The sequence below is a fragment of the Methylotenera oryzisoli genome, assembly GCF_004661485.1.
Lineage (GTDB): Bacteria > Pseudomonadota > Gammaproteobacteria > Burkholderiales > Methylophilaceae > Methylotenera > Methylotenera oryzisoli.
This window is the reverse complement of record NZ_PQVH01000005.1, coordinates 1-21,921: the sequence shown is the minus strand read 5'-3', so window position 1 is coordinate 21,921 and position 21,921 is coordinate 1. Positions and strand designations below refer to the sequence as shown.

Annotated in this window: 19 protein-coding genes; 8 read left to right on the top strand and 11 right to left on the bottom strand. The window is 42.3% G+C overall.

All coding sequences use genetic code 11. The features are described from left to right. Positions 1–63 precede the first annotated feature (63 nt). The 6 genes from atpB to mnmG form a co-directional block, all read right to left on the bottom strand. Entirely contained in the window at positions 64–906 is an 843-nt protein-coding gene (gene atpB, locus C3Y98_RS02435; protein ID WP_135276546.1) for a F0F1 ATP synthase subunit A, read from the bottom strand. 34 nt (positions 907–940) lie between these two features. After that, positions 941–1,279: an ATP synthase subunit I gene (locus C3Y98_RS02430; protein ID WP_135276545.1), complete on the bottom strand. Its 339-nt coding sequence runs from the start codon at positions 1,277–1,279 to the stop codon at positions 941–943. A gap of 196 nt (positions 1,280–1,475) precedes the next feature. Further along, a complete protein-coding gene (locus C3Y98_RS02425) occupies positions 1,476–2,339 on the bottom strand; it encodes a ParB/RepB/Spo0J family partition protein (protein WP_135276544.1) in 864 nt (287 codons plus the stop codon). Between the two features lie 48 nt (positions 2,340–2,387). Continuing rightward, a complete protein-coding gene (locus C3Y98_RS02420) occupies positions 2,388–3,152 on the bottom strand; it encodes a ParA family protein (RefSeq protein WP_135276543.1) in 765 nt (254 codons plus the stop codon). A 72-nt stretch (positions 3,153–3,224) separates the two neighbouring features. Then, positions 3,225–3,902, bottom strand: a complete 678-nt coding sequence (rsmG, locus tag C3Y98_RS02415) for a 16S rRNA (guanine(527)-N(7))-methyltransferase RsmG (RefSeq protein ID WP_135276542.1) — start codon at positions 3,900–3,902, stop codon at positions 3,225–3,227. Next, complete coding sequence (gene mnmG, locus C3Y98_RS02410; RefSeq protein WP_135276541.1) at positions 3,899–5,818, bottom strand: tRNA uridine-5-carboxymethylaminomethyl(34) synthesis enzyme MnmG; 1,920 nt, start codon at positions 5,816–5,818, stop codon at positions 3,899–3,901. Before mnmG ends, rsmG begins: the two co-directional genes overlap by 4 nt. 279 nt (positions 5,819–6,097) lie before the next feature. Between mnmG and C3Y98_RS02405 the strand changes: the two genes are divergently transcribed. Continuing rightward, positions 6,098–6,547 (top strand): DUF1924 domain-containing protein, encoded by a 450-nt coding sequence (locus C3Y98_RS02405; protein WP_209308729.1) that lies wholly within the window; start codon positions 6,098–6,100, stop codon positions 6,545–6,547. Between the two features lie 517 nt (positions 6,548–7,064). Continuing rightward, positions 7,065–7,400, top strand: a complete 336-nt coding sequence (locus C3Y98_RS02400; RefSeq protein WP_135276540.1) for a YegP family protein — start codon at positions 7,065–7,067, stop codon at positions 7,398–7,400. A gap of 116 nt (positions 7,401–7,516) precedes the next feature. Here the strand turns inward: C3Y98_RS02400 and mnmE are convergent, their stop codons facing one another. From mnmE to rpmH, 5 genes are all read right to left on the bottom strand, one after another. Next, a complete protein-coding gene (gene mnmE / locus C3Y98_RS02395) occupies positions 7,517–8,866 on the bottom strand; it encodes a tRNA uridine-5-carboxymethylaminomethyl(34) synthesis GTPase MnmE (RefSeq protein ID WP_209308728.1) in 1,350 nt (449 codons plus the stop codon). Next, positions 8,853–10,499, bottom strand: coding sequence for a membrane protein insertase YidC (gene yidC, locus C3Y98_RS02390; RefSeq protein WP_135276539.1), 1,647 nt, complete (start codon positions 10,497–10,499; stop codon positions 8,853–8,855). The genes mnmE and yidC overlap by 14 nt, the downstream gene beginning before the upstream one ends. 55 nt (positions 10,500–10,554) lie before the next feature. After that, complete coding sequence (gene yidD, locus C3Y98_RS02385) at positions 10,555–10,764, bottom strand: membrane protein insertion efficiency factor YidD (protein ID WP_135276538.1); 210 nt, start codon at positions 10,762–10,764, stop codon at positions 10,555–10,557. Between the two features lie 42 nt (positions 10,765–10,806). Further along, on the bottom strand, positions 10,807–11,217 hold the full coding sequence (gene rnpA, locus C3Y98_RS02380; protein WP_135276537.1) for a ribonuclease P protein component: 411 nt from the start codon (positions 11,215–11,217) through the stop codon (positions 10,807–10,809). Positions 11,218–11,284: 67 nt separating this feature from the next. Further along, entirely contained in the window at positions 11,285–11,419 is a 135-nt protein-coding gene (gene rpmH, locus C3Y98_RS02375) for a 50S ribosomal protein L34 (RefSeq protein WP_015833284.1), read from the bottom strand. 328 nt (positions 11,420–11,747) lie between these two features. On the opposite strand from rpmH, the gene dnaA reads away from it, so the two are divergent. The 6 genes from dnaA to C3Y98_RS02345 form a co-directional block, all read left to right on the top strand. After that, positions 11,748–13,166, top strand: a complete 1,419-nt coding sequence (gene dnaA, locus C3Y98_RS02370) for a chromosomal replication initiator protein DnaA (protein WP_135276536.1) — start codon at positions 11,748–11,750, stop codon at positions 13,164–13,166. A gap of 248 nt (positions 13,167–13,414) precedes the next feature. Further along, positions 13,415–14,515: a DNA polymerase III subunit beta gene (gene dnaN, locus C3Y98_RS02365; protein WP_135276535.1), complete on the top strand. Its 1,101-nt coding sequence runs from the start codon at positions 13,415–13,417 to the stop codon at positions 14,513–14,515. Between the two features lie 89 nt (positions 14,516–14,604). Then, positions 14,605–17,022 (top strand): DNA topoisomerase (ATP-hydrolyzing) subunit B, encoded by a 2,418-nt coding sequence (gene gyrB / locus C3Y98_RS02360; protein ID WP_135276534.1) that lies wholly within the window; start codon positions 14,605–14,607, stop codon positions 17,020–17,022. A 188-nt stretch (positions 17,023–17,210) separates the two neighbouring features. After that, positions 17,211–19,589 (top strand): EcoAI/FtnUII family type I restriction enzme subunit R, encoded by a 2,379-nt coding sequence (gene hsdR, locus C3Y98_RS02355; protein WP_135276533.1) that lies wholly within the window; start codon positions 17,211–17,213, stop codon positions 19,587–19,589. Between the two features lie 41 nt (positions 19,590–19,630). Next, positions 19,631–21,136 carry a type I restriction-modification system subunit M gene (locus C3Y98_RS02350; RefSeq protein ID WP_245234295.1) on the top strand — a complete coding sequence of 502 codons (1,506 nt, stop codon included), beginning with the start codon at positions 19,631–19,633 and terminating at the stop codon, positions 21,134–21,136. A gap of 58 nt (positions 21,137–21,194) precedes the next feature. Beyond that, positions 21,195–21,921 (top strand): restriction endonuclease subunit S (locus C3Y98_RS02345; protein ID WP_209308727.1); only part of this gene is annotated, 727 nt, incomplete at its 3' end.

Here is a 21,921-nt window from a genome sequence, read left to right as displayed (position 1 = left end):
CTAAAATTAAACTTACAACCAACTACAAAAAATAAAACTACTTAAATACAAAACAAAACTTAACTAGTGACCTTCATGTGCCATGGCTAAATAAACAACCGTTAACATCATGAAAATAAACGCTTGTAACGCAACAATCAGAATGTGGAAGATAGACCAGCCAGCACCTAAAATTGCACCTGCGATAGTGCCGGTTAAGCCTGTAGCAGCCCACATACCTAGCAACAAGAAGATAACCTCACCAGCATACATATTGCCGAACAAACGTAGTGAGTGTGAAAGTGGTTTTGATACGTATTCAATCAAATTGAACATGAAGTTAGCTGGCCATACCCAGATTTTGGTACCGAATGGTGCACAGAACAGCTCGTGAATCCAACCGCCAAAGCCTTTAACTTTAATTGCGAAGAAAATCATTAAGATCCACACAGTTAATGCCAAGGCAAATGTGGTGTTAATGTCAGAAGTAGGTACTGCGCGCCACTTAGCATGCTCACCACCAAAGAATGAAACGATACCAGCCACCCAATCAACCGGTAAGAAGTCCATGGAGTTCATCGCGAACACCCATAAAAACACGGTTAATGCGGTAGGTGCAATAAAGCTATGACGGTTACCGTGGAAAATATTTTTAACTTGGTCATCAATGAAGCCAAACACCAACTCAACAAAAGCTTGTCCTTTTGTTGGCACGCCAGCAGTCGCTTTACGCGCTACTAACCAGATCAAACCCATCACAATCAAACCCAGTGCTACTGACATCACAAACGTATCTACGTGTAATGTCCAGAAACCTGCACCTTCGTTTAATGGATGTGCATTAAAACTTAAGTGATGCTCGATATAAGCTGAAGGGGTGAGTGCGTGTTGTGCGTGTTGTGCGTTATCTGCGTGTTCTGTAGCCATAATCTAATATTTTTCTAACTGACGTTTGTTTAAATTACACGTTTAACTTACTGAGGGCTGCACCAGAAAACAATGCGGCAGCCGCCAAACCAGCAATCAGTGCAAACGGCACCAATTGTTTATAAAAACTAAATACGATAACCAAAATTACAATTATCATTAAAATCTTAACGGCTTCTGCCTTGAGCAGATTAATCAATATTGCTGAAGCATCCGTTTCATTTGCACCGCGCTTGGCAACTAAACTTGCTACATACGCTCCTACCACGACGCTCAAACCACCCAATATGGCTGAAACCGCAGCGGGCACACCTGAAGCAAAATACATAACTAGCGCTACAGCAAGCGTAGCAACCAGCTGAATTTTAAGCATTTTACTAAAAACATCTGATGTATTTAATGTTGACAACGACTTAAATCCAGTTAATTTAAAAGCTTATTTGCTGCCTGATAATGCATGGTTTTAGGTACCTACTTTCGCCACGCAAAGACCATGAAGTAGCAAAGACCGCGATTTTGAATTATTAGCGGTTTTTAGTCAATAGCTAAGTTGTAAGTAAATGAAACACTTAGCGTGCAATTCTGCTGATAATATCGTCTAACTGATCTAAATTTGTGTAGTTAATTTTCAACACACCTGCACCATTCGCACTTGCCTTAATACTAACGCTAGCACCGAGCTTATCACTTAAGGTTTCCTGCAGCCTGATTACATCCTGATCCTCTTTCACCACTGGCGTTGGTTTTGCAGCTGTGGCCGCTGGCTGCTCAGCCAGTTTTTTGACTAATGCTTCCACTTCGCGCACAGATAAGCGTTGATGCACAATCTGCTCAGCCAACATCACTTGCTGCGCACCTTCCAGCCCAACCAGTGCACGCGCATGCCCCATATCCAATTTGCCGTGCATCAACATTTCCTGCACAGCATCGGTCAAGGTGAGTAATCGCAGTAGATTAGACACCGCCACACGTGAACGCCCAACTGATTCTGCGGCTTTTTCATGCGTCATGGCAAACTCATCGATTAAGCGCTTGATTCCTTGCGCCTCCTCCAGTGGATTAAGATTCTCACGCTGAATATTTTCGATTAGCGCCATCGCCAATGCTGATTCGTCGGCTATTTCACGTACCAACACCGGCACCTCGAGCAAGCCTGCACGCTGACTCGCACGCCAGCGACGTTCACCAGCAATAATCTCATATTGCTCATCCGCCAATTGGCGCACAAGAATAGGCTGCATAATGCCTTGCGCTTTAATCGAATCAGCCAGCGTTTTCAGCGCCGCTTCATCCATGTAACTTCTTGGTTGATATTTACCAGGTCGCAACTGCTCAACTTTTAGCATCATGAGCGAATCCGCCTCGCCAACACTCCCCATATCCCCAGCGAGTAGGGCATCAAGGCCGCGCCCTAAACCTTTTAACTTAACCATATCTGCTTCTCTTTTAACTTATATTTATGGATAACGCCTAAAATCCGATCAGACGCGCTCTCTATTAGTAATTTCTTGCGCTAGCTCCATGTAGGCCAGCGCACCTTTTGAGCTTTTATCGTAATTTAATACTGGAACACCGTAGCTTGGCGCCTCGGCTAAACGAATATTGCGCGGAATCACCGTCTTGTAGACTTTGTCACCAAAGTGGCTAATCAATTGCGCAGAAACCTGCTGAGCTAACATATTGCGGTTATCAAACAGTGTGCGTAACAAACCCTCAATTTCTAAGGTTGGGTTTAAGTGTGCCCGCACTTTTTTAATGGTATTCACCAAATCCGACAACCCCTCGAGTGCATAATATTCACACTGCATCGGAATCATCACCGCATTGGCTGCAGTGAGTGCATTCACCGTGACCAAATTGAGGGCAGGGGGGCAGTCCAGCAATACGATGTCATAGCTGTCACCCAATTTTGCTATGGCCGCCTTGAGTCGATTCTCGCGTGCCAGCTCATTCACTAGTTCGACTTCTGCACCTGCTAACTCTCGATTAGATGGTGCAATATCAAAACCACCTTTTTCGCTAGTAACTACAACTTCTTTTAGCGTTTTCTCACCAATCAGGACATGGTAGATACTTAACTTAAGGTGCGCTTTATCTATTCCACTGCCGGTACTTGCATTGCCTTGCGGATCCAAATCTATCAACAATACACGCTTACCCAGGCTAGCCAGACTTGCCGCCAAATTGACGCAAGTTGTAGTTTTACCTACACCACCTTTTTGATTTGTGATTGCCAATATTTTCATTATATTTTTCTTTGCATTTTTAATGATTACACATGTACCTGATGCGGCACTCAAAACTGCTCAGTTAACTAACTACGTATCTTGCTTTAACACCACCAAATGACGCTCTGCGTCCAAACCAGCCACTTTCAATGGGCGAATTTCTGTAGGCTGAATACTGCTCTTCTTAAACTCATGCTCAGGTACCACACCTTTCATCGCCAGCCATGAGCCTCCGTTAACCAGCAAATGTTTAGTCAACTTGATGAATAGCGCAATCTCGGAAAACGCACGTGAGATGATGACATCAAACTTTTCTGGCATTTCTTTGCTTGGTACCGCCTGATCTTCAATGCGCCCATGAATGACAGTAAAGTTTGTCAAACCCAGCTCAGCTTTAACCTGGCGCATGAAGCTCACTTTTTTCTGCACTGCGTCAATCGCGGTTACCTGCAACGCAGGCAAACAAATCGCCAGCGGAATACTTGGCAAGCCAGCACCGGCACCAACATCGAGTAAGTGTTTACATTCAATATGTGCCAATACAGACAAGCTGTCTAATATATGCAGCGTTACCATTTCCATCGGCTCGCGCACAGCAGTCAGGTTATGCACCTGATTCCATTTATAGATTAACTCAACATAATCCAGCAGCTTTTGCTTTTGCTCAGGGAGCAAGCTGATTCCCATCTGATCCAAGCCGCTCTCTAGTTTTGCCTGCAATTGCGCACGATCATCCTGCTTTAGATTTTTTGGCATAGCGGCCGTCATGCTACATTTCCCATATCTGTATTTGTGTTATCCAAACTCTTTGCGCGTGATTTACGCTTTAAGTAAACCAGCAACAGGGAAATTGCCGCAGGTGTAATACCTGAGATACGACTAGCCTGACCTATCGTCTCAGGCTGATGTGCATTCAATTTTTGCTGAGCCTCTATTGGCAGACCATGAATTTCTCGATAATCTAAATCCTTAGGCAATACAGTATTTTCCTGCCCACGGCTACGCGCTACTTCTTCCACCTGGCGATCGATGTAGCCTTGATACTTAGCAGCAATTTCCACCTGCTCACGCACAGCAGGCTCCACTTCACCCAAACCTAAGCCATCCAAGCTCAGCACTGCATCGTAACTCACCTCTGGACGACGCAACAATTCAAACAAACTATACTCATGCTCCAGTGGTTTACCAAACACCGTTTGCATCACTTCAGCACTCAAATTGGCTGGCTGCACAAAGGTCTTCTTCAAGCGCTCCTGCTCGCGTTCAATTGCTTCTTTTTTGCGGCTAAAAGCTTCCCAGCGCACATCATCCACCAGGCCAAGCTTTCTACCGATTTCAGTCAAGCGCATATCCGCATTATCTTCGCGCAACTGCAGGCGATATTCTGCACGGCTGGTAAACATACGATAGGGCTCACTCACACCACGCGTGATTAAATCATCCACCAACACACCTAAGTAAGCCTCATCACGTGCTGGGCACCATGCTTCTTTACCCTGTGCATACAATGCCGCATTGGCACCAGCTAACAAGCCCTGTGCTGCAGCTTCTTCGTAACCGGTTGTACCGTTAATCTGACCGGCAAAAAACAGACCTTGTACCGCTTTTGTCTCTAAACTTGACTTCAAACCACGCGGGTCGTAATAGTCATACTCAATTGCATAACCCGGGCGCAGAATATGCGCATTCTCCAGGCCACGCACTGAGCGCACCAGAGCAAGTTGGATATCAAAAGGCAAACTGGTGGAAATACCATTCGGATAAATTTCATTGGTTGCCAAACCCTCTGGTTCCAAGAAAATTTGATGTGATTCTTTATCCGCAAAACGATGAATCTTATCTTCTACACTAGGGCAGTAGCGAGGGCCCACACCCTCAATTACACCCGTATACATCGGTGAGCGATCTAGCCCGCTGCGAATAATGTCATGCGTACGTTCATTGGTATGGGTAATCCAACACGGCAATTGCGCCGGGTGTTGCGACGCGCTACCCAAAAACGAGAACACAGGCACCGGATCATCACCAGGCTGTATCGTCATTACAGAGTAATCAATTGTGCGGCCATCAATACGTGGTGGCGTACCGGTTTTCAAGCGACCAGCAGGTAAACCTATTTCACGTAAACGTGCAGCCAAAGATACAGAAGGAGGGTCCCCAGCACGTCCGGCTTGATAGTTTTGCAAACCCACATGCACCAGACCACCCAAAAACGTCCCCGCAGTTAACACCACAGATTTTGCAGCAAAGCGCAGGCCAATCTGCGTTACCACGCCAGCAGCACGCTCGCCTTCCAAAATAATGTCATCTACGGCCTGCTGAAATAACCAAAGATTTTCTTGATTTTCCAACCTATGTCGAATCGCCGCTTTATATAGCACACGATCCGCTTGCGCACGTGTTGCACGTACAGCAGGGCCCTTACTTGAATTTAATATGCGGAATTGGATACCACCTTCATCAGTAGCGGCCGCCATCGCGCCGCCCAAGGCATCAATCTCTTTGACCAAATGCCCTTTACCTATACCGCCAATACTCGGGTTGCAAGACATTTGACCTAGGGTTTCAATATTATGTGTGAGCAATAAGGTTTTTTGACCCATTCTTGCACTCGCAAGCGCTGCCTCAGTTCCAGCATGACCACCGCCGACCACAATCACATCAAAAATATCAGGATAATTCATATTTTAATCACAAAAAAACGTTATTACTCAAGAGGTAGCAGTTTAACTTAAACTCAAGTTTAGGTCATGCATAACGCTACTTATAATCAATGTTTCACGTGAAACAATCAAAAATCGACGTTCAGTCATAATTTCTTCACAAAATAGCAATAAAATTCATGCTAATCGATATCATGCAAGCTATAATTGGTTTAGAATTAAGGCATATTATAACAAGCACAATCAATATACTTTTTTAACAAGATTTGGTTTTATTGGTTTATTACTAAGGAGTCGCACGTGAAACACACCCATATTATTTTGGCCACGTTACTAGGTTTTGCTTCACTTACAGCCCATGCTGCGCAAGCAAATGTTACCAACGCCGAAGCGTTAACAAAAAAATACATCGGCATTGCACAAACGGTTAATCCAGAGTTCGTATCTTCAGTTACAGAAGGTAAGATGTTCTTTAACCGCAAGATCAAAATGCCTAATGGCAAAGAAATGGCCTGTGCTTCATGCCATACAACCAACCCAGCTAACCCAGGTAAACACGCATTAACTGGCAAATCAATTGAGCCACTTTCACCTGCAGTTAATAACAAACGCTTTAAAGATATTGAAAAAGTTGAAGAGAAATTCACTGAGCACTGCAACGAAATTATCGGTGCAGATTGTACAGCAGCTGAAAAAGCTAACTACATTATCTATCTTTTAACTGAAAGAACACCTTCAGCTAAAAAATAATTAGCTACTGTAATTAAAAAGCAGATCCTTAATACGGCTCTGCTTTTTTTACGCCCATTTCCAACCAATACACCCAGCCCTATCCAAAGCATCTCAATAGGCTGATTTAATTTAATATAATTACTAGAACTGCTTACAACAGCCTTCAGCAAATCTACACCAGAGTCTTATCAAACATAGTAGGGCAGGTTGCAAAATCGCATCTCCAGACATTACAAAACAAAAAACTTATAACAACCCGCCGCCATGCCAACCAAAAATCAGCAGCACTAACCGAAGCTTAATACATACCAATATTTACTTTTTAGCAACGCACCCACAAATCACCCTCCAATGCCACCACCGCAATCCAAGCACAATATTATGTTTCACGTGAAACAATTCACCTCATTTACCTATAACGCTAACAAGCATTACGTATTGGTATTGACTTGTACACACATGGGCGCCTATAGTACATGTAGCAATTGGCGTAAAAACGAATATTGGACAGACAAATAATACTAAGGAGAATTTTATGGCTGGAAAATTTGAATTAAAAACGGCAAAAAGTGGTCAATTTCACTTTAATTTATTGGCAGGTAACGGCCAGATTATCTTGCAATCTGAAATGTATGAGACTAAAGCCAGCGCATTAAATGGCATTGCCTCCATTCAAAAAAACGCAGCTGATGATGCACGCTACGAGCGTCTCGTGTCAAAAACTGAGAAACCATACTTCGTACTCAAAGCAGCCAACCATCAAGTCATTGGCCAAAGCCAACTATATGAAAGTGAAGCTTCTCGTGATAACGGTATTGAATCTGTGAAGAAAAATGGTCCGGATGCAACCATTACAGATCTGACAGCTTAAAATTTACAAAAAAATAGCGCCCATTTAGGCGCTATTTTTTTATCCTACAATGGCAGTTCCATACATCCAACTAGGTAGCAAATAGCAACCTAGCCACACATAAATTAAATCTTAACTTATTTGCCTATACAGAATTTAGAGAAAATTTCACCCAATAAGTCATCAGGTGTAAATTCACCAGTAATAGTACCTAAGGCTTCTTGTGCCAAACGTAACTCTTCTGCCACCAATTCTGCAGAGTTAATCTGATTCGCCGCCAAATCCAAATGCTCAGCAACCTCTGTCAATGCAGATATATGCCGAGCGCGTGCCATGAAAACACCCTCGGCATTATTCTGATAACCAGCCAATTGTAACAAATGACTCTTTAGCAGATCAACCCCAACACCCGTTTTGGCGGAAATATAAATATGCGTAGCCCGCGCTTTTTGTTCAATTAAAGCCGGCTCTTGCGTCACATCAATTTTATTATGCACCCAAATTTTGGGAATTTCTTGCGGCAACCTAGCTAAAATCGATTTTTCTGTCTCGGTAATACCATGAGCTGCATCCACCAACAATAATGCGATATTAGCCGTTTCTGTGGCTCGCCAAGTTCGAGCTATACCGAATTTTTCCACTTCATCATCTGTTTCACGCAGTCCGGCGGTGTCAATCACATGTAAAGGTACACCATTAATTTGAATCGCATTCTTAATAGTGTCACGTGTCGTTCCCGCTATTGAGGTGACAATAGCAACTTCCTCTCCAGCCAATTGGTTCATCAAACTAGATTTACCCACATTAGGTTGGCCAACTAAAACAACGTTGATACCTTCTCGCAATAAACTACCTTGTTTAGCTTTCGCAAACACGGCACGCATCTCTACAATAATGGCGTCTAACTTTTCGGCTACTCGCCCTTGCGTAATGAAGTCAATTTCCTCTTCAGGAAAATCTAAACACGCTTCAACATACATACGCAAATCAACTAACTTGGAGAGCAGGGTATTAATCCGCTGTGAAAACTCACCAGACAATGAGCGCACCGCGCTTTTAGCCGCCTCTATAGTAGCGGCATTAATGACATCAGCAACCGCCTCTGCCTGCGCTAAATCCATCTTATCATTGAGATAAGCACGCCGTGTAAACTCACCAGGCTCAGCTTGGCGTGCACCAAGCGCAATACACCTAGCCAGCAAGATTTGCATCAGTGCAGTACCGCCATGGCCTTGCAACTCAAGCACGTCTTCACCAGTATAAGAGTGTGGATTAGGATAAAAAATGGCAATACCGCGATCGATCAAATCGCCATCGGCATGCAGGAAGTCGAGATAAGCTGCGTGGCGCGGCTTAGGGCAATGCCCAAGCACACTGATTGCAATCGCTTGAGATAAAGGGCCGGATACCCTTACGACGCCAATACCACCAGCGCCACTAGCAGTGGCGATGGCAGCAATGGTGTCTGAAGAATTAGTGATGTTCACCTGATTTTTTTACGTGGCTTTGCTTTTTGGCAACAGATTCTGCGTGAATCATTTTATTAACATACCATTGCTGCGCAATAGAAAGTACGTTATTAACCAACCAATACAATACCAAGCCTGCAGGGAAGAAGAAGAAGAATACGCTAAACACTACAGGCATCCAGGTCATTACCTTAGCCTGCATAGGGTCTGTAGGTTTAGGGTTAAGTTTAGTTTGTACAATCATGGTTGCGCCCATGAGGATAGGCAGAATATAGAATGGGTCAATTGCTGACAAATCCTGAATCCAACCAAAAAATGGTGCATGACGCAACTCAATAGAACCTAACAACACCCAATAAAGCGCAATAAAAACAGGCACTTGGATCAAAATAGGGAAGCAACCACCCATTGGGTTAATCTTCTCCTTTTTATAGAGATCCATCATCGCCATCTGCATTTTTTGGCGATCATCGCCAAACTTTTCTTTCATTGACTGTAAGCGTGGCGCCAATTCACGCATTTGCGCCATACTGCGATAACCAGAAGCTGAAAGTTTAAAAAATGCAGCTTTAATCAAGATAGTAAGCAAGATAATCGCCACACCCCAGTTTTGCACCAAGGAATGAATTTTAGACAGCAACCAGAATAATGGTGATGCAATCACTGTTAACCAACCGTAATCAACGCTATATTCCAAGCCTGGTGCAGCAGCAATTAAGTCAGCCTTGGTTTGTGGGCCAGAGTAGAGGCGAGCAGGTACCGCAAGGGTAGCACCTGGCTGAATAGTGCTTAGTGTACTTTTGGTACCAATTCTGAAAATATTGCTGCTGAGTTTCTCAGTATAAAATTTACGCACCAAGCCATCTTTAGGAATCCAGGCGCTTACAAAATAATGCTGCAAAATACCAACCCAACCATCATTTGAAGTGATATTCAACGGCTCTTTCGCCATGTCTTTAAATGCTAATTTTTTGAATTTACTTGCTTCTGTATAGTAAGTACCGCCAGTAAAGGTTGGCATTAATGCCGAGCCTTGATTAGACTCGCTATCATGGACGATTTGATAATAAACAACAGGTGTAATAGCGGCGCTAGAGTCGTTTTTAATTTCGTAATTAACGTCAATCTCATAACGATTACGATGGAAGGTATATACCTTATTAACTGTAACACCATTGCTAACCGCACTTAAGCGCACTTCAAGCTTATCTTGACCTTCTTGCATTTGGTAGCTACGTGCTGTGCTAGTGAACAGCGTGTTGTGGGTAGGTAAATCTTGGCCAATTAAACCAGTTTGTGCAACATAAAGCATAGGCTTAGCTGCATCATCCAACAATAAATAATTAGATTGGCTATTGTTAGCGCGATGTTTACGCAACTCTAACTTACGTAAATCACCACCCATGGTATTGATATTAATTTGATATAAATCGGTGGTAACAGCAATATTTTGGCCAGATTTCAGTGCATAGCCAGTATCAACTGGCGTATCAATTGCGCCGGCAGCAGCACCAACATCTGCAGTGGGAACTGAGCCTACGCTAGCAACTGGCGCAACCGCGGCTGGCGCATGTTTAGTTTGCCATGCATCCCATAACATCAAAATAGACATCGAAAAAATTACGAATAATACTAAACGTCTTGTATCCATATTGTTTTATAAGCAATCTATATAAATATTTAGTAATGCAACTTAAAAGAGGGTATCAAGGTACTGGATCATGTCCACCCTCACACCACGGGTGACAGCGACACAATCGGTGGACCATATAGTAACTGCCGCGCAAAGCACCATGCCTTTGAATCGCCTCTACTGCATATTGTGAGCAAGTAGGGTAAAAGCGGCATTGCTGCCCAAAAAAAGGACTCAAAATTAATTGATATCCTTTAATTAACCAAATCAATAAATGCGACATTCTTGTTATCACAAAAAATTAAGCGCACAGTGCAATCATGCATTATAAAGGCTGATTGCCTTTTAATGGTGAAGCATTGGTGTTGTTTTGCGGTGCATTTAATGAGGTGCGTAGATTAATTTTATTCAGTAAAGAATCAAACTCTTGCACTACAGATAAAAAATCTTTTTTATTAAATTTTTTCTGCACACGCACCACTAAATCTAAGGGGTTAATGCTATGTTGATGCAAGCGAAAAAACTCTCGCAACACGCGCCGCATATAGTTTCTGTGTACTGACGATTTCGCCGTCTTTTTCCCAACCACCAAACCCAGGCGAGCGTGCCCTAAAGTGTTAGGTTGATAGTGCACGGCTAAATACTGTGCAAAAATACGTTTGCGGAAATTAAAAACGGATGAAAATTCATCCGTTTTAATAAGCTTAGCTTTTTTCGTAAACCTAAGCGTGCGCACTATATTAAGTTTTTACTGTAATTAAACTGACACATACAGCGAAAGTAACGCCAATGGCGTTACTAACTTATAGACCTAAGCGTGAACGACCCTTAGCGCGACGAGCAGCAATAACAGCGCGACCACCTTTAGTTTTCATACGAACTAAAAAGCCATGTGTACGTGCGCGACGTGTTTTAGAAGGTTGATATGTACGTTTCATGTGAATCTCCGACGAGCAAAATGCTACAAAGGGCGCTATTAGACCCGATAACACAGTGTTTTGTCAACGTTTATTTAGTTTTATTAATCAAGCTAACTTTTTAATTATTATCAGTTTTAATTTATAAAAATTTTATTCGTTAATTTTGAAAATGGCTGTGGATAAGTTGTGATAAACCAGCTAAAATGCAGTGGATAGATTAGCGTTTAGTTGTACGCAATTTTACCAAAAAATAAAATAAAAACAATAAGTTAATCATTCATACAATCGTTGTTATTTCAATACGTTAGTTAAAAATAACTGTACAAACTAAGGTATATCACTACAGATGGAAAATTTTTGGCCTGCTTGTCTTTCTAAATTTCAGAAAGAACTTTCAGCACAACAATTCAATACTTGGATCAAACCGCTGCATACAGAAGTGAACGGTGATGCTGTGCGCATATTTGCGCCTAATCGTTTTGTGATGCAATGGGTTAAAGATCGATTTTTGAAAAAAATTGAACAATTTGCGGAAGAGCATAAGCCTAATATTCAAATTGAATTAGTACTAGGTGATGTCACGACCAAGACCAACGCTGATGAACCTGTAAAAAAGGTTGCTAAAGTTATTGTTGAAAATAAACAGACTATGAATGAAATCAAGTCTGAGAGCATTAAACAAAACTTAAGTGAAGTGTTAGCAAAAACTAAGAAAACAACAGTCACCGCTCATAAAAACGTGGACACTTCAAACTTAAATCCTACATTCAACTTCAATAATTATGTAACAGGCCGTGCTAACCAATTAGCACGCGCGGCAGCGATACAAGTGGCTGAGAATCCTGGTAGCGCTTACAACCCATTATTTATCTACGGTGGTGTAGGTTTAGGTAAAACCCACTTATTGCAAGCAATCGGTAACGAATTAAGACTACATAATCCGGATGCAAAAATTCGTTATTTGCATGCTGAGCGCTATGTATCAGATGTGGTTAAAGCATATGAACATAAAGCGTTTGATGAATTTAAACGCCAATATCACTCTCTGGATTTGTTACTGATTGACGATATTCAGTTTTTTGCTAAAAAAACACGTACGCAAGAAGAGTTTTTCTATGCGTTTAACTCACTAATTGAAGCAAAAAAACAAATTGTTATCACTTGTGATACTTATCCTAAAGAAATTGCTGACGTAGATGAACGTTTAAGAACCCGCTTTAGCTGGGGTCTAACTGTTGCTGTTGAGCCTCCAGAGCTTGAAATGCGTGTAGCGATTTTGCTCAAGAAGGCAGAAGCGGTAAATCTTAACTTGCCTGAAGATGTCGCCTTTTTTATCGCTAAGCAGATTAGATCTAGCGTACGCGAGCTGGAAGGTGCCTTAAACCGTATTATTGCTATGTCTAAGTTCACCGGTCATGCGATAGACGTACACCTCGCTAAAGACGCATTACGTGACTTAATAGCGGTACGTGGCCGTCAGGTGACGATGGAAAACATACAGAAGACGGTTGCTGACTACTACAAAATCAAAGTAGCGGAAATGTATAGCAAAAAAAGGACTCGTAATTTTGCCCGTCCTAGACAAATCGCAATGGCATTATCACGTGAATTAACCAACCATAGCTTCCCTGAAATTGGCGAGGCATTTGGCGGCAGACATCACACTACAGTAATGCATGCGTGTGATGAGATTGATTTATTAAGACAAAATGACGCAACAATTGCCAGAGATATTGGGTTTTTAGTTCAGGTAATTAGAGATTAAACAGTAAAAATCAGCTTAATTTTCTACAATCGGGTTAAGGATAAGTTGTGGATAAAATTAGCATAAGGTTGTGATTAAGAAATTTGGGAAATTTAATCAACAATTGACCCACAGTAGATTATGTTTTTACCAAGATAAAAAAAATTGTTGCAAGCTATTGAAAATATTAAACAAAAAGTAGTTATGCACAAAAAAATGCAACATTATTATTGTTATTATTTTATATATATATTATTTAGGTTATAGAGATGAATATACAAATCAACCGTGAAACGTTATTAAAACCGTTAACTTCAGTGACAAGTATTGTAGAAAAGAGACATACGCTACCTATTTTGTCTAATTTATTGCTTGAAACTAAACAAAACAAAATTCATCTCACAGCAACTGATTTGGAAATGCAAATATCGTTATCTGTGGACAGTGCTACTACTAATGATTTCTCTACAACGATTTCAGCTAAAAAATTATTAGATATTTGCAGATCATTACCAGATAACTCAGATATCAATATGGCAACTAATGACAGCCGAATTACTGTTAAAGCAGGTAAGAGCCGTTTTAATTTACAAACATTGCCTGCAGCTGACTACCCAGTCATGACTAAAACCCAGTCGCAAGGTACGGTAATTACCATTCCGCAAAGACAGTTAAAAGAATTACTAAAGCAAGTTGAATTTGCTATGGCGCAACAAGACATTCGCTATTATTTAAATGGCTTATTAGTAGAGGTCGTTGCTAACCGTTTAAATATTGTAGGTACTGATGGTCATCGATTGAGTTTTACATCGACTGAACTTAAAGAAAACTATGAAAAACAAGATGTTATCTTGCCTCGTAAGACAGTAATTGAGTTAATTAAACTATTGGATGATAGTGAAGAAGATGTCAATGTAGAGATAGCCAATAACCAAGTTAACTTTAGTTTTGGTAATATTAGGTTGATTTCTAAAGTAATTGATGGCAAGTTCCCTGATTACAACCGAGTAATTCCGACTGGTCATCAAAATACATTTACCACAGAACGTTTAGGTGTATTGTTAGCAATGCAACGTGCTTCTATTTTATCTAATGAGAAATATCGCGGTATTCGCATGGTACTAAGTAATAATAATCTGAAATTAATTAGTACAAACAGCGATCAGGAAGAGGCTGAGGAAGAATTAGAAATCGCATACGGTAGTGATACTCTAGATATTGGCTTTAATGTCACGTATCTCATTGATGTACTTAACAATACCAATAGTGAGCAAGTAACATTCTCATTTGCGGATGCAAACAGCAGCTGCTTAATTACCTTGCCGAATAACCCAGATTACAAATACGTTGTGATGCCAATGCGCATCTAACGAGTGTTTCACGTGAAACAAAGCTTTAGTATTTTTATATCAGTAAAAGTATTAAATTTAAAGATAACTTTAAAGTAAAGAAAATAAGTATGAGTGAAAACAACGCAATATCACCAGATTACGATTCATCCAGTATTAAAATATTGGAGGGCTTAGATGCCGTACGTAAGCGCCCGGGTATGTATATCGGTGATACATCAGATGGTTCAGGCTTGCACCATATGGTGTTTGAAGTGCTGGATAATGCCATTGATGAAGCATTAGCTGGTCATTGCGATGATATAAAAGTGATAATTCATCCTGATAACTCGGTAAGTGTGGCTGATAATGGCCGCGGTATTCCAACTGATATTAAATATGACGACATCAAAGCGGTAAAACGCTCGGCTGCTGAAATTGTAATGACGGAACTACATGCAGGCGGTAAGTTTGACCAAAACTCTTATAAAGTGTCTGGTGGTTTGCATGGTGTAGGTGTTTCAGTGGTCAATGCCTTATCTGATTGGCTAAAACTGAAAATTTACCGCAATGGCAAAGTGCATCAAATGGAATTTCGCCGCGGCGAAGCTGTTGCGCCTTTAGTTGAAACTGGCGTAACTGATAAAAAAGGCACAGAAGTACACTTTTTAGCCTCAGTTGAAACCTTTACGCTGGTTGAATACCATTTTGAAATTTTAGCCAAACGTATTCGCGAGCTATCATTTTTGAATAACGGTGTGAAAATTGAGTTGGTAGACCAGCGCACAGGAAAAAGTGAAAACTTTGCTTATTCCGGCGGTATTAAGGGCTTTGTGGAGTATATGAACCGTAGCAAAACGGTACTGCATCCTAAAACCTTTTATGCATCAGGTGAAAAAGACGGCATGACCATTGAAGTTGCTATGCAGTGGAACGACTCTTACAGTGAAACTGTGCAATGTTTTACTAACAACATTCCACAGCGCGATGGCGGTACACACTTAACTGGCCTACGTACCGCAATGACACGTACTTTAAACCAGTATATTGAACAAAGCGAGCTGGCTAAAAAAGCAAAAGTTGAAACAACCGGTGATGATATGCGTGAAGGGATTACCTGCGTATTGTCAGTTAAAGTACCTGACCCTAAATTTTCATCTCAAACCAAAGATAAACTCGTTTCTAGTGAAGTGCAGCCAGTGGTGTCTGAGGTAGTAGCGGCAAAATTGGCTGAGTTTTTGCAAGAAAATCCAGCCGATGCGAAAATTATCTGCGGTAAAGTGGTTGAAGCAGCACGTGCTAGAGAAGCAGCACGTAAAGCACGTGAAATTACACGCCGCAAAGGGGTGATGGATACCATGGGTCTACCTGGTAAATTGGCTGATTGCCAAGAAAAAGACCCGGCACTATGTGAAATTTATCTAGTCGAGGGTGACTCTGCGGGCGGTTCTGCCAAACAAGGTCGTGATCGTAAAAACCAGGCGATTTTGCCGCTTAAAGGTAAAATCTTGAACGTAGAAAAGGCGCGTTTTGATAAGCTGCTAGGTTCACAAGAGATTGCAACGCTGATTACAGCACTGGGTACCAGTATTGGTAAAGCAGATTTTAGTGCTGAAAAGTTGCGTTATCACCGTATTATCATCATGACTGATGCGGACGTTGATGGTGCACACATTCGTACACTGTTACTTACATTCTTCTACCGTCAAATGACAGAATTAGTGGAACGTGGCCATATTTATATTGCGCAACCACCGTTATACAAAGTAAAACAGGGTAGGGATGAGCGTTATCTCAAAGATGAGCAGGAGTTAGATATTTACCTACTGCAATCTGCGCTGAAAAATGCTGAACTAGACACTAAAACCAATGCTGGCACTTTAAAAGATGAAGCCTTATCTGAAATTGCCAAACAAGTTGTGCTCACAGAAGCTGTGATCCGCCGTATTGCTTCACTGTATGACGAGAGTGTACTACGTGCAATTCAGGATGCAGGTGCAATTGATTTAAGCACAGAAGCTAGTGCAAATGCGATTGCTGAGAAGTTACGCCCTATCCTAGGCGCAGTGGGTAGTGAGGTAATTGTAGCGTTTGACGCAGAAACCAATGCCTACCGCTTAGAGATTAACAAGTATGTGCATGGTAACTTGCAATGCTGCGTGATTAATGCTGAATTTTTAAACAGCGGCGATTACAGACAATTGCTAAAAACCTCAAATATGCTCAATGGGTTAGTGGGTGTAGGGGCAATCGTTAAGCGTAACGAAAAAGAGCAAACAGTATCTACGTTTAAACAAGCACTAGATTGGCTGCAAGGTGAAGCGAAAAATACGCTGAATATTCAACGCTATAAAGGCCTTGGCGAAATGAACCCAGAGCAGTTATGGGAAACTACCATGGATCCAAAAGTGCGTCGCTTACTCAAAGTACAAATTGATGATGCGATTGCTGCAGACGAGATATTCACTACCCTGATGGGCGATAATGTTGAGCCTAGGCGTGCATTTATTGAAAATAACGCGCTGGGCGTGGGTAATTTGGATGTCTAGCTCTTGTTGTAGGATCTCATTGAAGTTTGTATTTGTCTCAAAAGTTCATATTTTTTGAGATATTAAAAAGGCCCATATTGGGCTTTTTTAATATAAAAATTTATAAATTAAAATGGCGATAAGAAAAAACTAAATTAATATTTACAGATCTAGCCAGACACAAATAACGATAATAATGGAGTAAATGCGTGAGTAAAAACAAGTTGTCAGAACGAGACATCTGCACCAAGTTTATTACGCCAGCAATACAACAGGCTGGCTGGGATATACAAACGCAAATCCGTGAAGAAGTCAGCTTTACTAAAGGCCGCATCATCGTTCGTGGCAAGATGCATGCACGTGGTGAGCAAAAGCGTGCTGATTACATCCTCTACTACAAATCCAATATCCCGATTGCTATTATTGAGGCCAAAGATAATAGTCATAGTGTTGGCGCAGGTATGCAACAGGCGCTCAATTATGCCGAAACGCTAGGTGTCCCATTCGTATTTAGCTCAAATGGCGATGCATTTTTGCTCCATGATAGAACGGGTAATGCCACACAAACTGAGCAAGAATTAGCACTGAGTGAGTTTCCCTCGCCGGAAGAGTTATGGCAACGCTATTGCGATTGGAAAGGCCTGCAATCTGAACAGGCTCGCACAACAGTTGAAATGCCATATTACGACGATGGTTCTGGTCGTGCACCGCGTTATTACCAGGCAAATGCCATTAATAACACGATAGAAGCTGTAGCGCGCGGACAACAACGTATTCTACTGGTCATGGCAACCGGCGTAGGTAAAACCTATACCGCCTTTCAGATCATCTGGCGTTTGTGGAAATCAGGCACTAAGAAACGCATTCTGTTTTTAGCTGATAGAAATATCCTAGTTGATCAAACTAAAAACAATGACTTTAAGCCGTTTGGTCCTGCCATGACCAAGATTAGCAAACGTCAAATCGATAAAAGCTATGAGATTTATCTATCGCTTTACCAGGCAGTCACGGGTAACGAAGAAGATAAAAATATCTATAAGCAGTTCTCACCAGATTTCTTTGATTTAATCGTCATCGACGAATGTCACCGTGGAAGTGCAGCAGAAGATTCAGCCTGGCGCGAAGTGCTCACTTACTTCAATACAGCAACACATATCGGTCTCACCGCTACTCCCAAAGAAACCAAAGAGGTATCCAGCATTCATTACTTTGGTGACCCTGTATATAGCTACTCTTTGAAGCAAGGCATTGAAGATGGTTTCTTAGCCCCCTACAAAGTGGTTAGAATCGACATTGATAAAGACTTGCAAGGCTGGCGACCGCATAAAGGCCAAGTAGATAAGTATGGCCAAGTCATCGAAGATCGAGTGTATAACCAGTCAGACATGGACCGTTACCTTGTTCTGGAAAAGCGTACGGAATTAGTCGCCCAAAAAATCACAGAGTTTCTCTCCGCAACGGATCCTTATGCTAAAACGATCGTCTTTTGTGATGATATCGATCATGCCGAGCGTATGCGTCAGGCACTCGTCAATCTAAATCCAGCGCGTGTAAAAGAAAATCGTAAATACGTGATGCGTATTACGGGTGATGAGATGGAAGGAAAAGCGGAATTAGATAACTTTATTAACCCTGAAGAACGCTATCCAGTCATCGCGACCACATCAAAGCTGATGACCACAGGCGTGGATGCGCAAACTTGTAAGCTGGTCGTGTTGGATCAGCATATTAAATCGATGACAGAGTTCAAGCAGATCATTGGTCGCGGCACGCGCATTAACGAAGACTACGGTAAATACTGGTTTACCATTATGGACTTCAAAAAAGCCACAGAATTGTTTGCCGATAAAGACTTCGACGGTGAACCAGTCGTGATTTATGAGCCAAAAGGTGATGAATCCCCTGTACCGCCAGATGAAGTGCCTGAAATCATCTTAGATGAAAACGGCAATCCAATTAAGCAGGTCAAAGGTGCAGCTGATGAAAACACCTCTCCAGATATCAGTATTGATGACGAGTCTGACACTAAGCGCATCAAGTATGTGTTAGGTGATGTGACAGTATATGTGGTGTCTGAGCGCGTCCAATACTATGGACCAGAAGGTAAGCTAATCACGGAATCCCTAAAAGACTACACGCGCAGCACAGTGCGCAAAGACTTTGCAACACTCGATGAATTCTTGCGTTCATGGACAAGTGCAGAGCGTAAGGCAGCGTTGATACATGAGCTAGAACAGCATGGCGTATTACTAGAAGCGCTAGCAGAAGAAGTGGGCAAAGACTTTGATGCGTTTGATTTAATCTGCCATGTGGCGTTTGACCAGCCACCACTCACGCGTCGTGAACGTGCAGAACAGGTGAAGAAACGTAATTACTTTGCCAAATATGGTGAGCAAGCAAGACAAGTATTAGAAAGCTTATTAGAAAAATACCAAGACACCGGTATTGAAAACATCGAAGACATTAAAATACTGACATTAGATCCATTTAAAGACATGGGGACTGCCAGTGAGTTAGTATCTGCGTTTGGTGGCAAACCAGCCTATATTGCTGCACTACAAGAATTAGAACAGCACCTTTACGCCTAGCCCTTAGCTAGCAGACAACACAAAAAATCAAGCATAACAATATGAGCATTTCTAGCACCATTAAATCCATTCAAGACATCATGCGCAAGGACGTAGGTGTTGATGGCGACGCACAACGCTTAAGCCAACTCGTTTGGATGCTGTTTCTAAAAATCTTTGATGATCGTGAAACCGAGTGGGAATTATTGCAAGACAACTACCACTCACCCCTGCCGGAGCAATATCGCTGGCGCAATTGGGCTGCTAATGCTGAAGGCATGACAGGTGATGCGCTGAAGCAGTTTCTAGATAACGAGATGTTTCCAGCCTTACAAAATCTTGAAGCCAAAGGTGGTGATCAACGCGCCTATGTGATCCGCTCGGTGTTTGAAGACGCCTACAACTACATGAAGTCTGGCCAGTTAATCCGCCAGGTGATTAACAAAATTCAAGAAGGTGTGGATTTTAATAAGGCGCAGGAACGCCATCTATTTGGCGATATGTACGAACAACTGCTGCGTGATCTGCAAGCTGCAGGTAATGCCGGTGAGTTCTACACGCCACGTGCTGTCACCGAGTTTATGGTGCGTATGGCCAATCCTCGCTTGGGTGAAAAGGTGATGGACCCCGCTTGCGGCACCGGCGGCTTCTTATCTTGCTCCATTGAACATATCCGCAAACAGGATGTAAAAACCGTAGAAGATGAAGCAATACTGCAAACCAGCATCCATGGCGTAGAAAAAAAGCCCATGCCGCACTTGCTATGCACCACCAACATGATTTTGCACGGCATTGATGTGCCAAGTAACATCCGGCACGACAACACGCTAGCAAGGCCTTTAATCAGCTGGGGGCCGAATGAGCGTGTGGATGTGATTGTGACCAACCCTCCATTCGGTGGGAATGAAGAAGACGGCATTGAAACCAACTTCCCAGCTACATTCCGCACCCGTGAAACCGCAGATCTGTTTTTAGTACTCATTATGCAGCTACTCAAAAGCGGTGGCCGCGCCGCACTGGTGTTGCCGGATGGCTTTCTGTTTGGCGAAGGCATTAAAACCCGTATCAAAGAAAAACTACTCGAAGACTGCAACCTGCACACTATTGTGCGCTTGCCCAACAGCGTGTTTGCGCCTTACACCAGCATTAAAACCAATTTGCTGTTTTTTACTAAAGGCACGCCAACACAAGACATTTGGTTTTATGAGAACCCATTACCAAAAGGGGTCAAAGCGTATAACAAAACCAAACCGATGAAGGTTGAAGAATTTGAACCACTCGCCGCATGGTGGGGCAATAAAGCCAATAACTTCAATACCCGTGAAGAATCGCCGCTAGCTTGGAAAGTCAGCCTAGATGACATTAAAGCCCGTAATTACAACCTCGATTGTAAAAACCCACACGTGGGCGAGCAAATCACGCACGACCCAGAGCAACTGTTAGCGCAATACGCAACCATGCAACAAGACATCGCCAGCCAGCGAACTGCTAAAACGCATACAAGCCGAAAAAGCCAAACTGATTGCAGAAGGCAAACTGAAAAAAGAAAAACCGCTCGCACCGATTAGTGAGGATGAAAAACCGTTTGAATTGCCTAATGGGTGGGAATGGGTATATTTACCAGAAGTGACAACTTATAAAGTTGGAAAAACACCCTCGACAAAAAGTACTGTCTATTGGACTAATGAAGATAGCGGTTATAACTGGGTAAGTATTGCTGATTTAAACCATGATGGGGTGGTGACCGAAACTTCAAAAAAAGTTACGCACCAAGCACTCAATGAAGTTTTTAAAAGCGAGCCAGTGCCAGCGGGCACAATCCTGATGAGCTTCAAGCTAACATTAGGGAAGATTTCAATCCTTGATGCACCTGCATTTCATAATGAAGCAATAATTTCAATTTATCCATCACCTGCGATAGATAAAAATTATCTTTTTAAAATATTACCAGCACGTGCAAACGAAGGTAATTCGAAAAGTGCGATTAAAGGAAATACACTTAATTCTGAATCTATAGCAGCTTTATTATTGCCCCTACCACCTAAAGTAGAACAACACCGTATCGTAGCCAAAGTCGATGAGCTAATGGCGCTATGCGACCAGTTAGAGCAACAACACAGCAACGCACAAGAAGCGCATGAAACCTTGGTGAGCCAACTGCTCGCCACGCTTACCCAAAGCCTAAACGCCGCAGAATTTAACGCCAACTGGCAACGCATCTATGCACATTTTGATGTGCTATTCACCACCGAAGCCAGCATAGATGCTCTCAAACAAACCCTGCTGCAACTCGCCGTCATGGGCAAACTCGTCCCGCAAGAGCCCAACGACGAACCAGCCAGCGAACTGCTAA

Bases quoted from the DNA above. Each gene is read 5' to 3' on its own strand.
- atpB (WP_135276546.1), bottom strand. From the start codon at position 906: ATGGCTACAGAACACGCAGATAACGCACAACACGCACAACACGCACTC.
- C3Y98_RS02430 (WP_135276545.1), bottom strand. From the start codon at position 1,279: ATGCTTAAAATTCAGCTGGTTGCTACGCTTGCTGTAGCGCTAGTTATG.
- C3Y98_RS02425 (WP_135276544.1), bottom strand. From the start codon at position 2,339: ATGGTTAAGTTAAAAGGTTTAGGGCGCGGCCTTGATGCCCTACTCGCT.
- C3Y98_RS02420 (WP_135276543.1), bottom strand. From the start codon at position 3,152: ATGAAAATATTGGCAATCACAAATCAAAAAGGTGGTGTAGGTAAAACT.
- rsmG (WP_135276542.1), bottom strand. From the start codon at position 3,902: ATGACGGCCGCTATGCCAAAAAATCTAAAGCAGGATGATCGTGCGCAA.
- mnmG (WP_135276541.1), bottom strand. From the start codon at position 5,818: ATGAATTATCCTGATATTTTTGATGTGATTGTGGTCGGCGGTGGTCAT.
- C3Y98_RS02400 (WP_135276540.1), top strand. From the start codon at position 7,065: ATGGCTGGAAAATTTGAATTAAAAACGGCAAAAAGTGGTCAATTTCAC.
- yidC (WP_135276539.1), bottom strand. From the start codon at position 10,499: ATGGATACAAGACGTTTAGTATTATTCGTAATTTTTTCGATGTCTATT.
- yidD (WP_135276538.1), bottom strand. From the start codon at position 10,764: ATGTCGCATTTATTGATTTGGTTAATTAAAGGATATCAATTAATTTTG.
- rpmH (WP_015833284.1), bottom strand. From the start codon at position 11,419: ATGAAACGTACATATCAACCTTCTAAAACACGTCGCGCACGTACACAT.
- dnaA (WP_135276536.1), top strand. From the start codon at position 11,748: ATGGAAAATTTTTGGCCTGCTTGTCTTTCTAAATTTCAGAAAGAACTT.
- dnaN (WP_135276535.1), top strand. From the start codon at position 13,415: ATGAATATACAAATCAACCGTGAAACGTTATTAAAACCGTTAACTTCA.
- gyrB (WP_135276534.1), top strand. From the start codon at position 14,605: ATGAGTGAAAACAACGCAATATCACCAGATTACGATTCATCCAGTATT.
- C3Y98_RS02350 (WP_245234295.1), top strand. From the start codon at position 19,631: ATGAGCATTTCTAGCACCATTAAATCCATTCAAGACATCATGCGCAAG.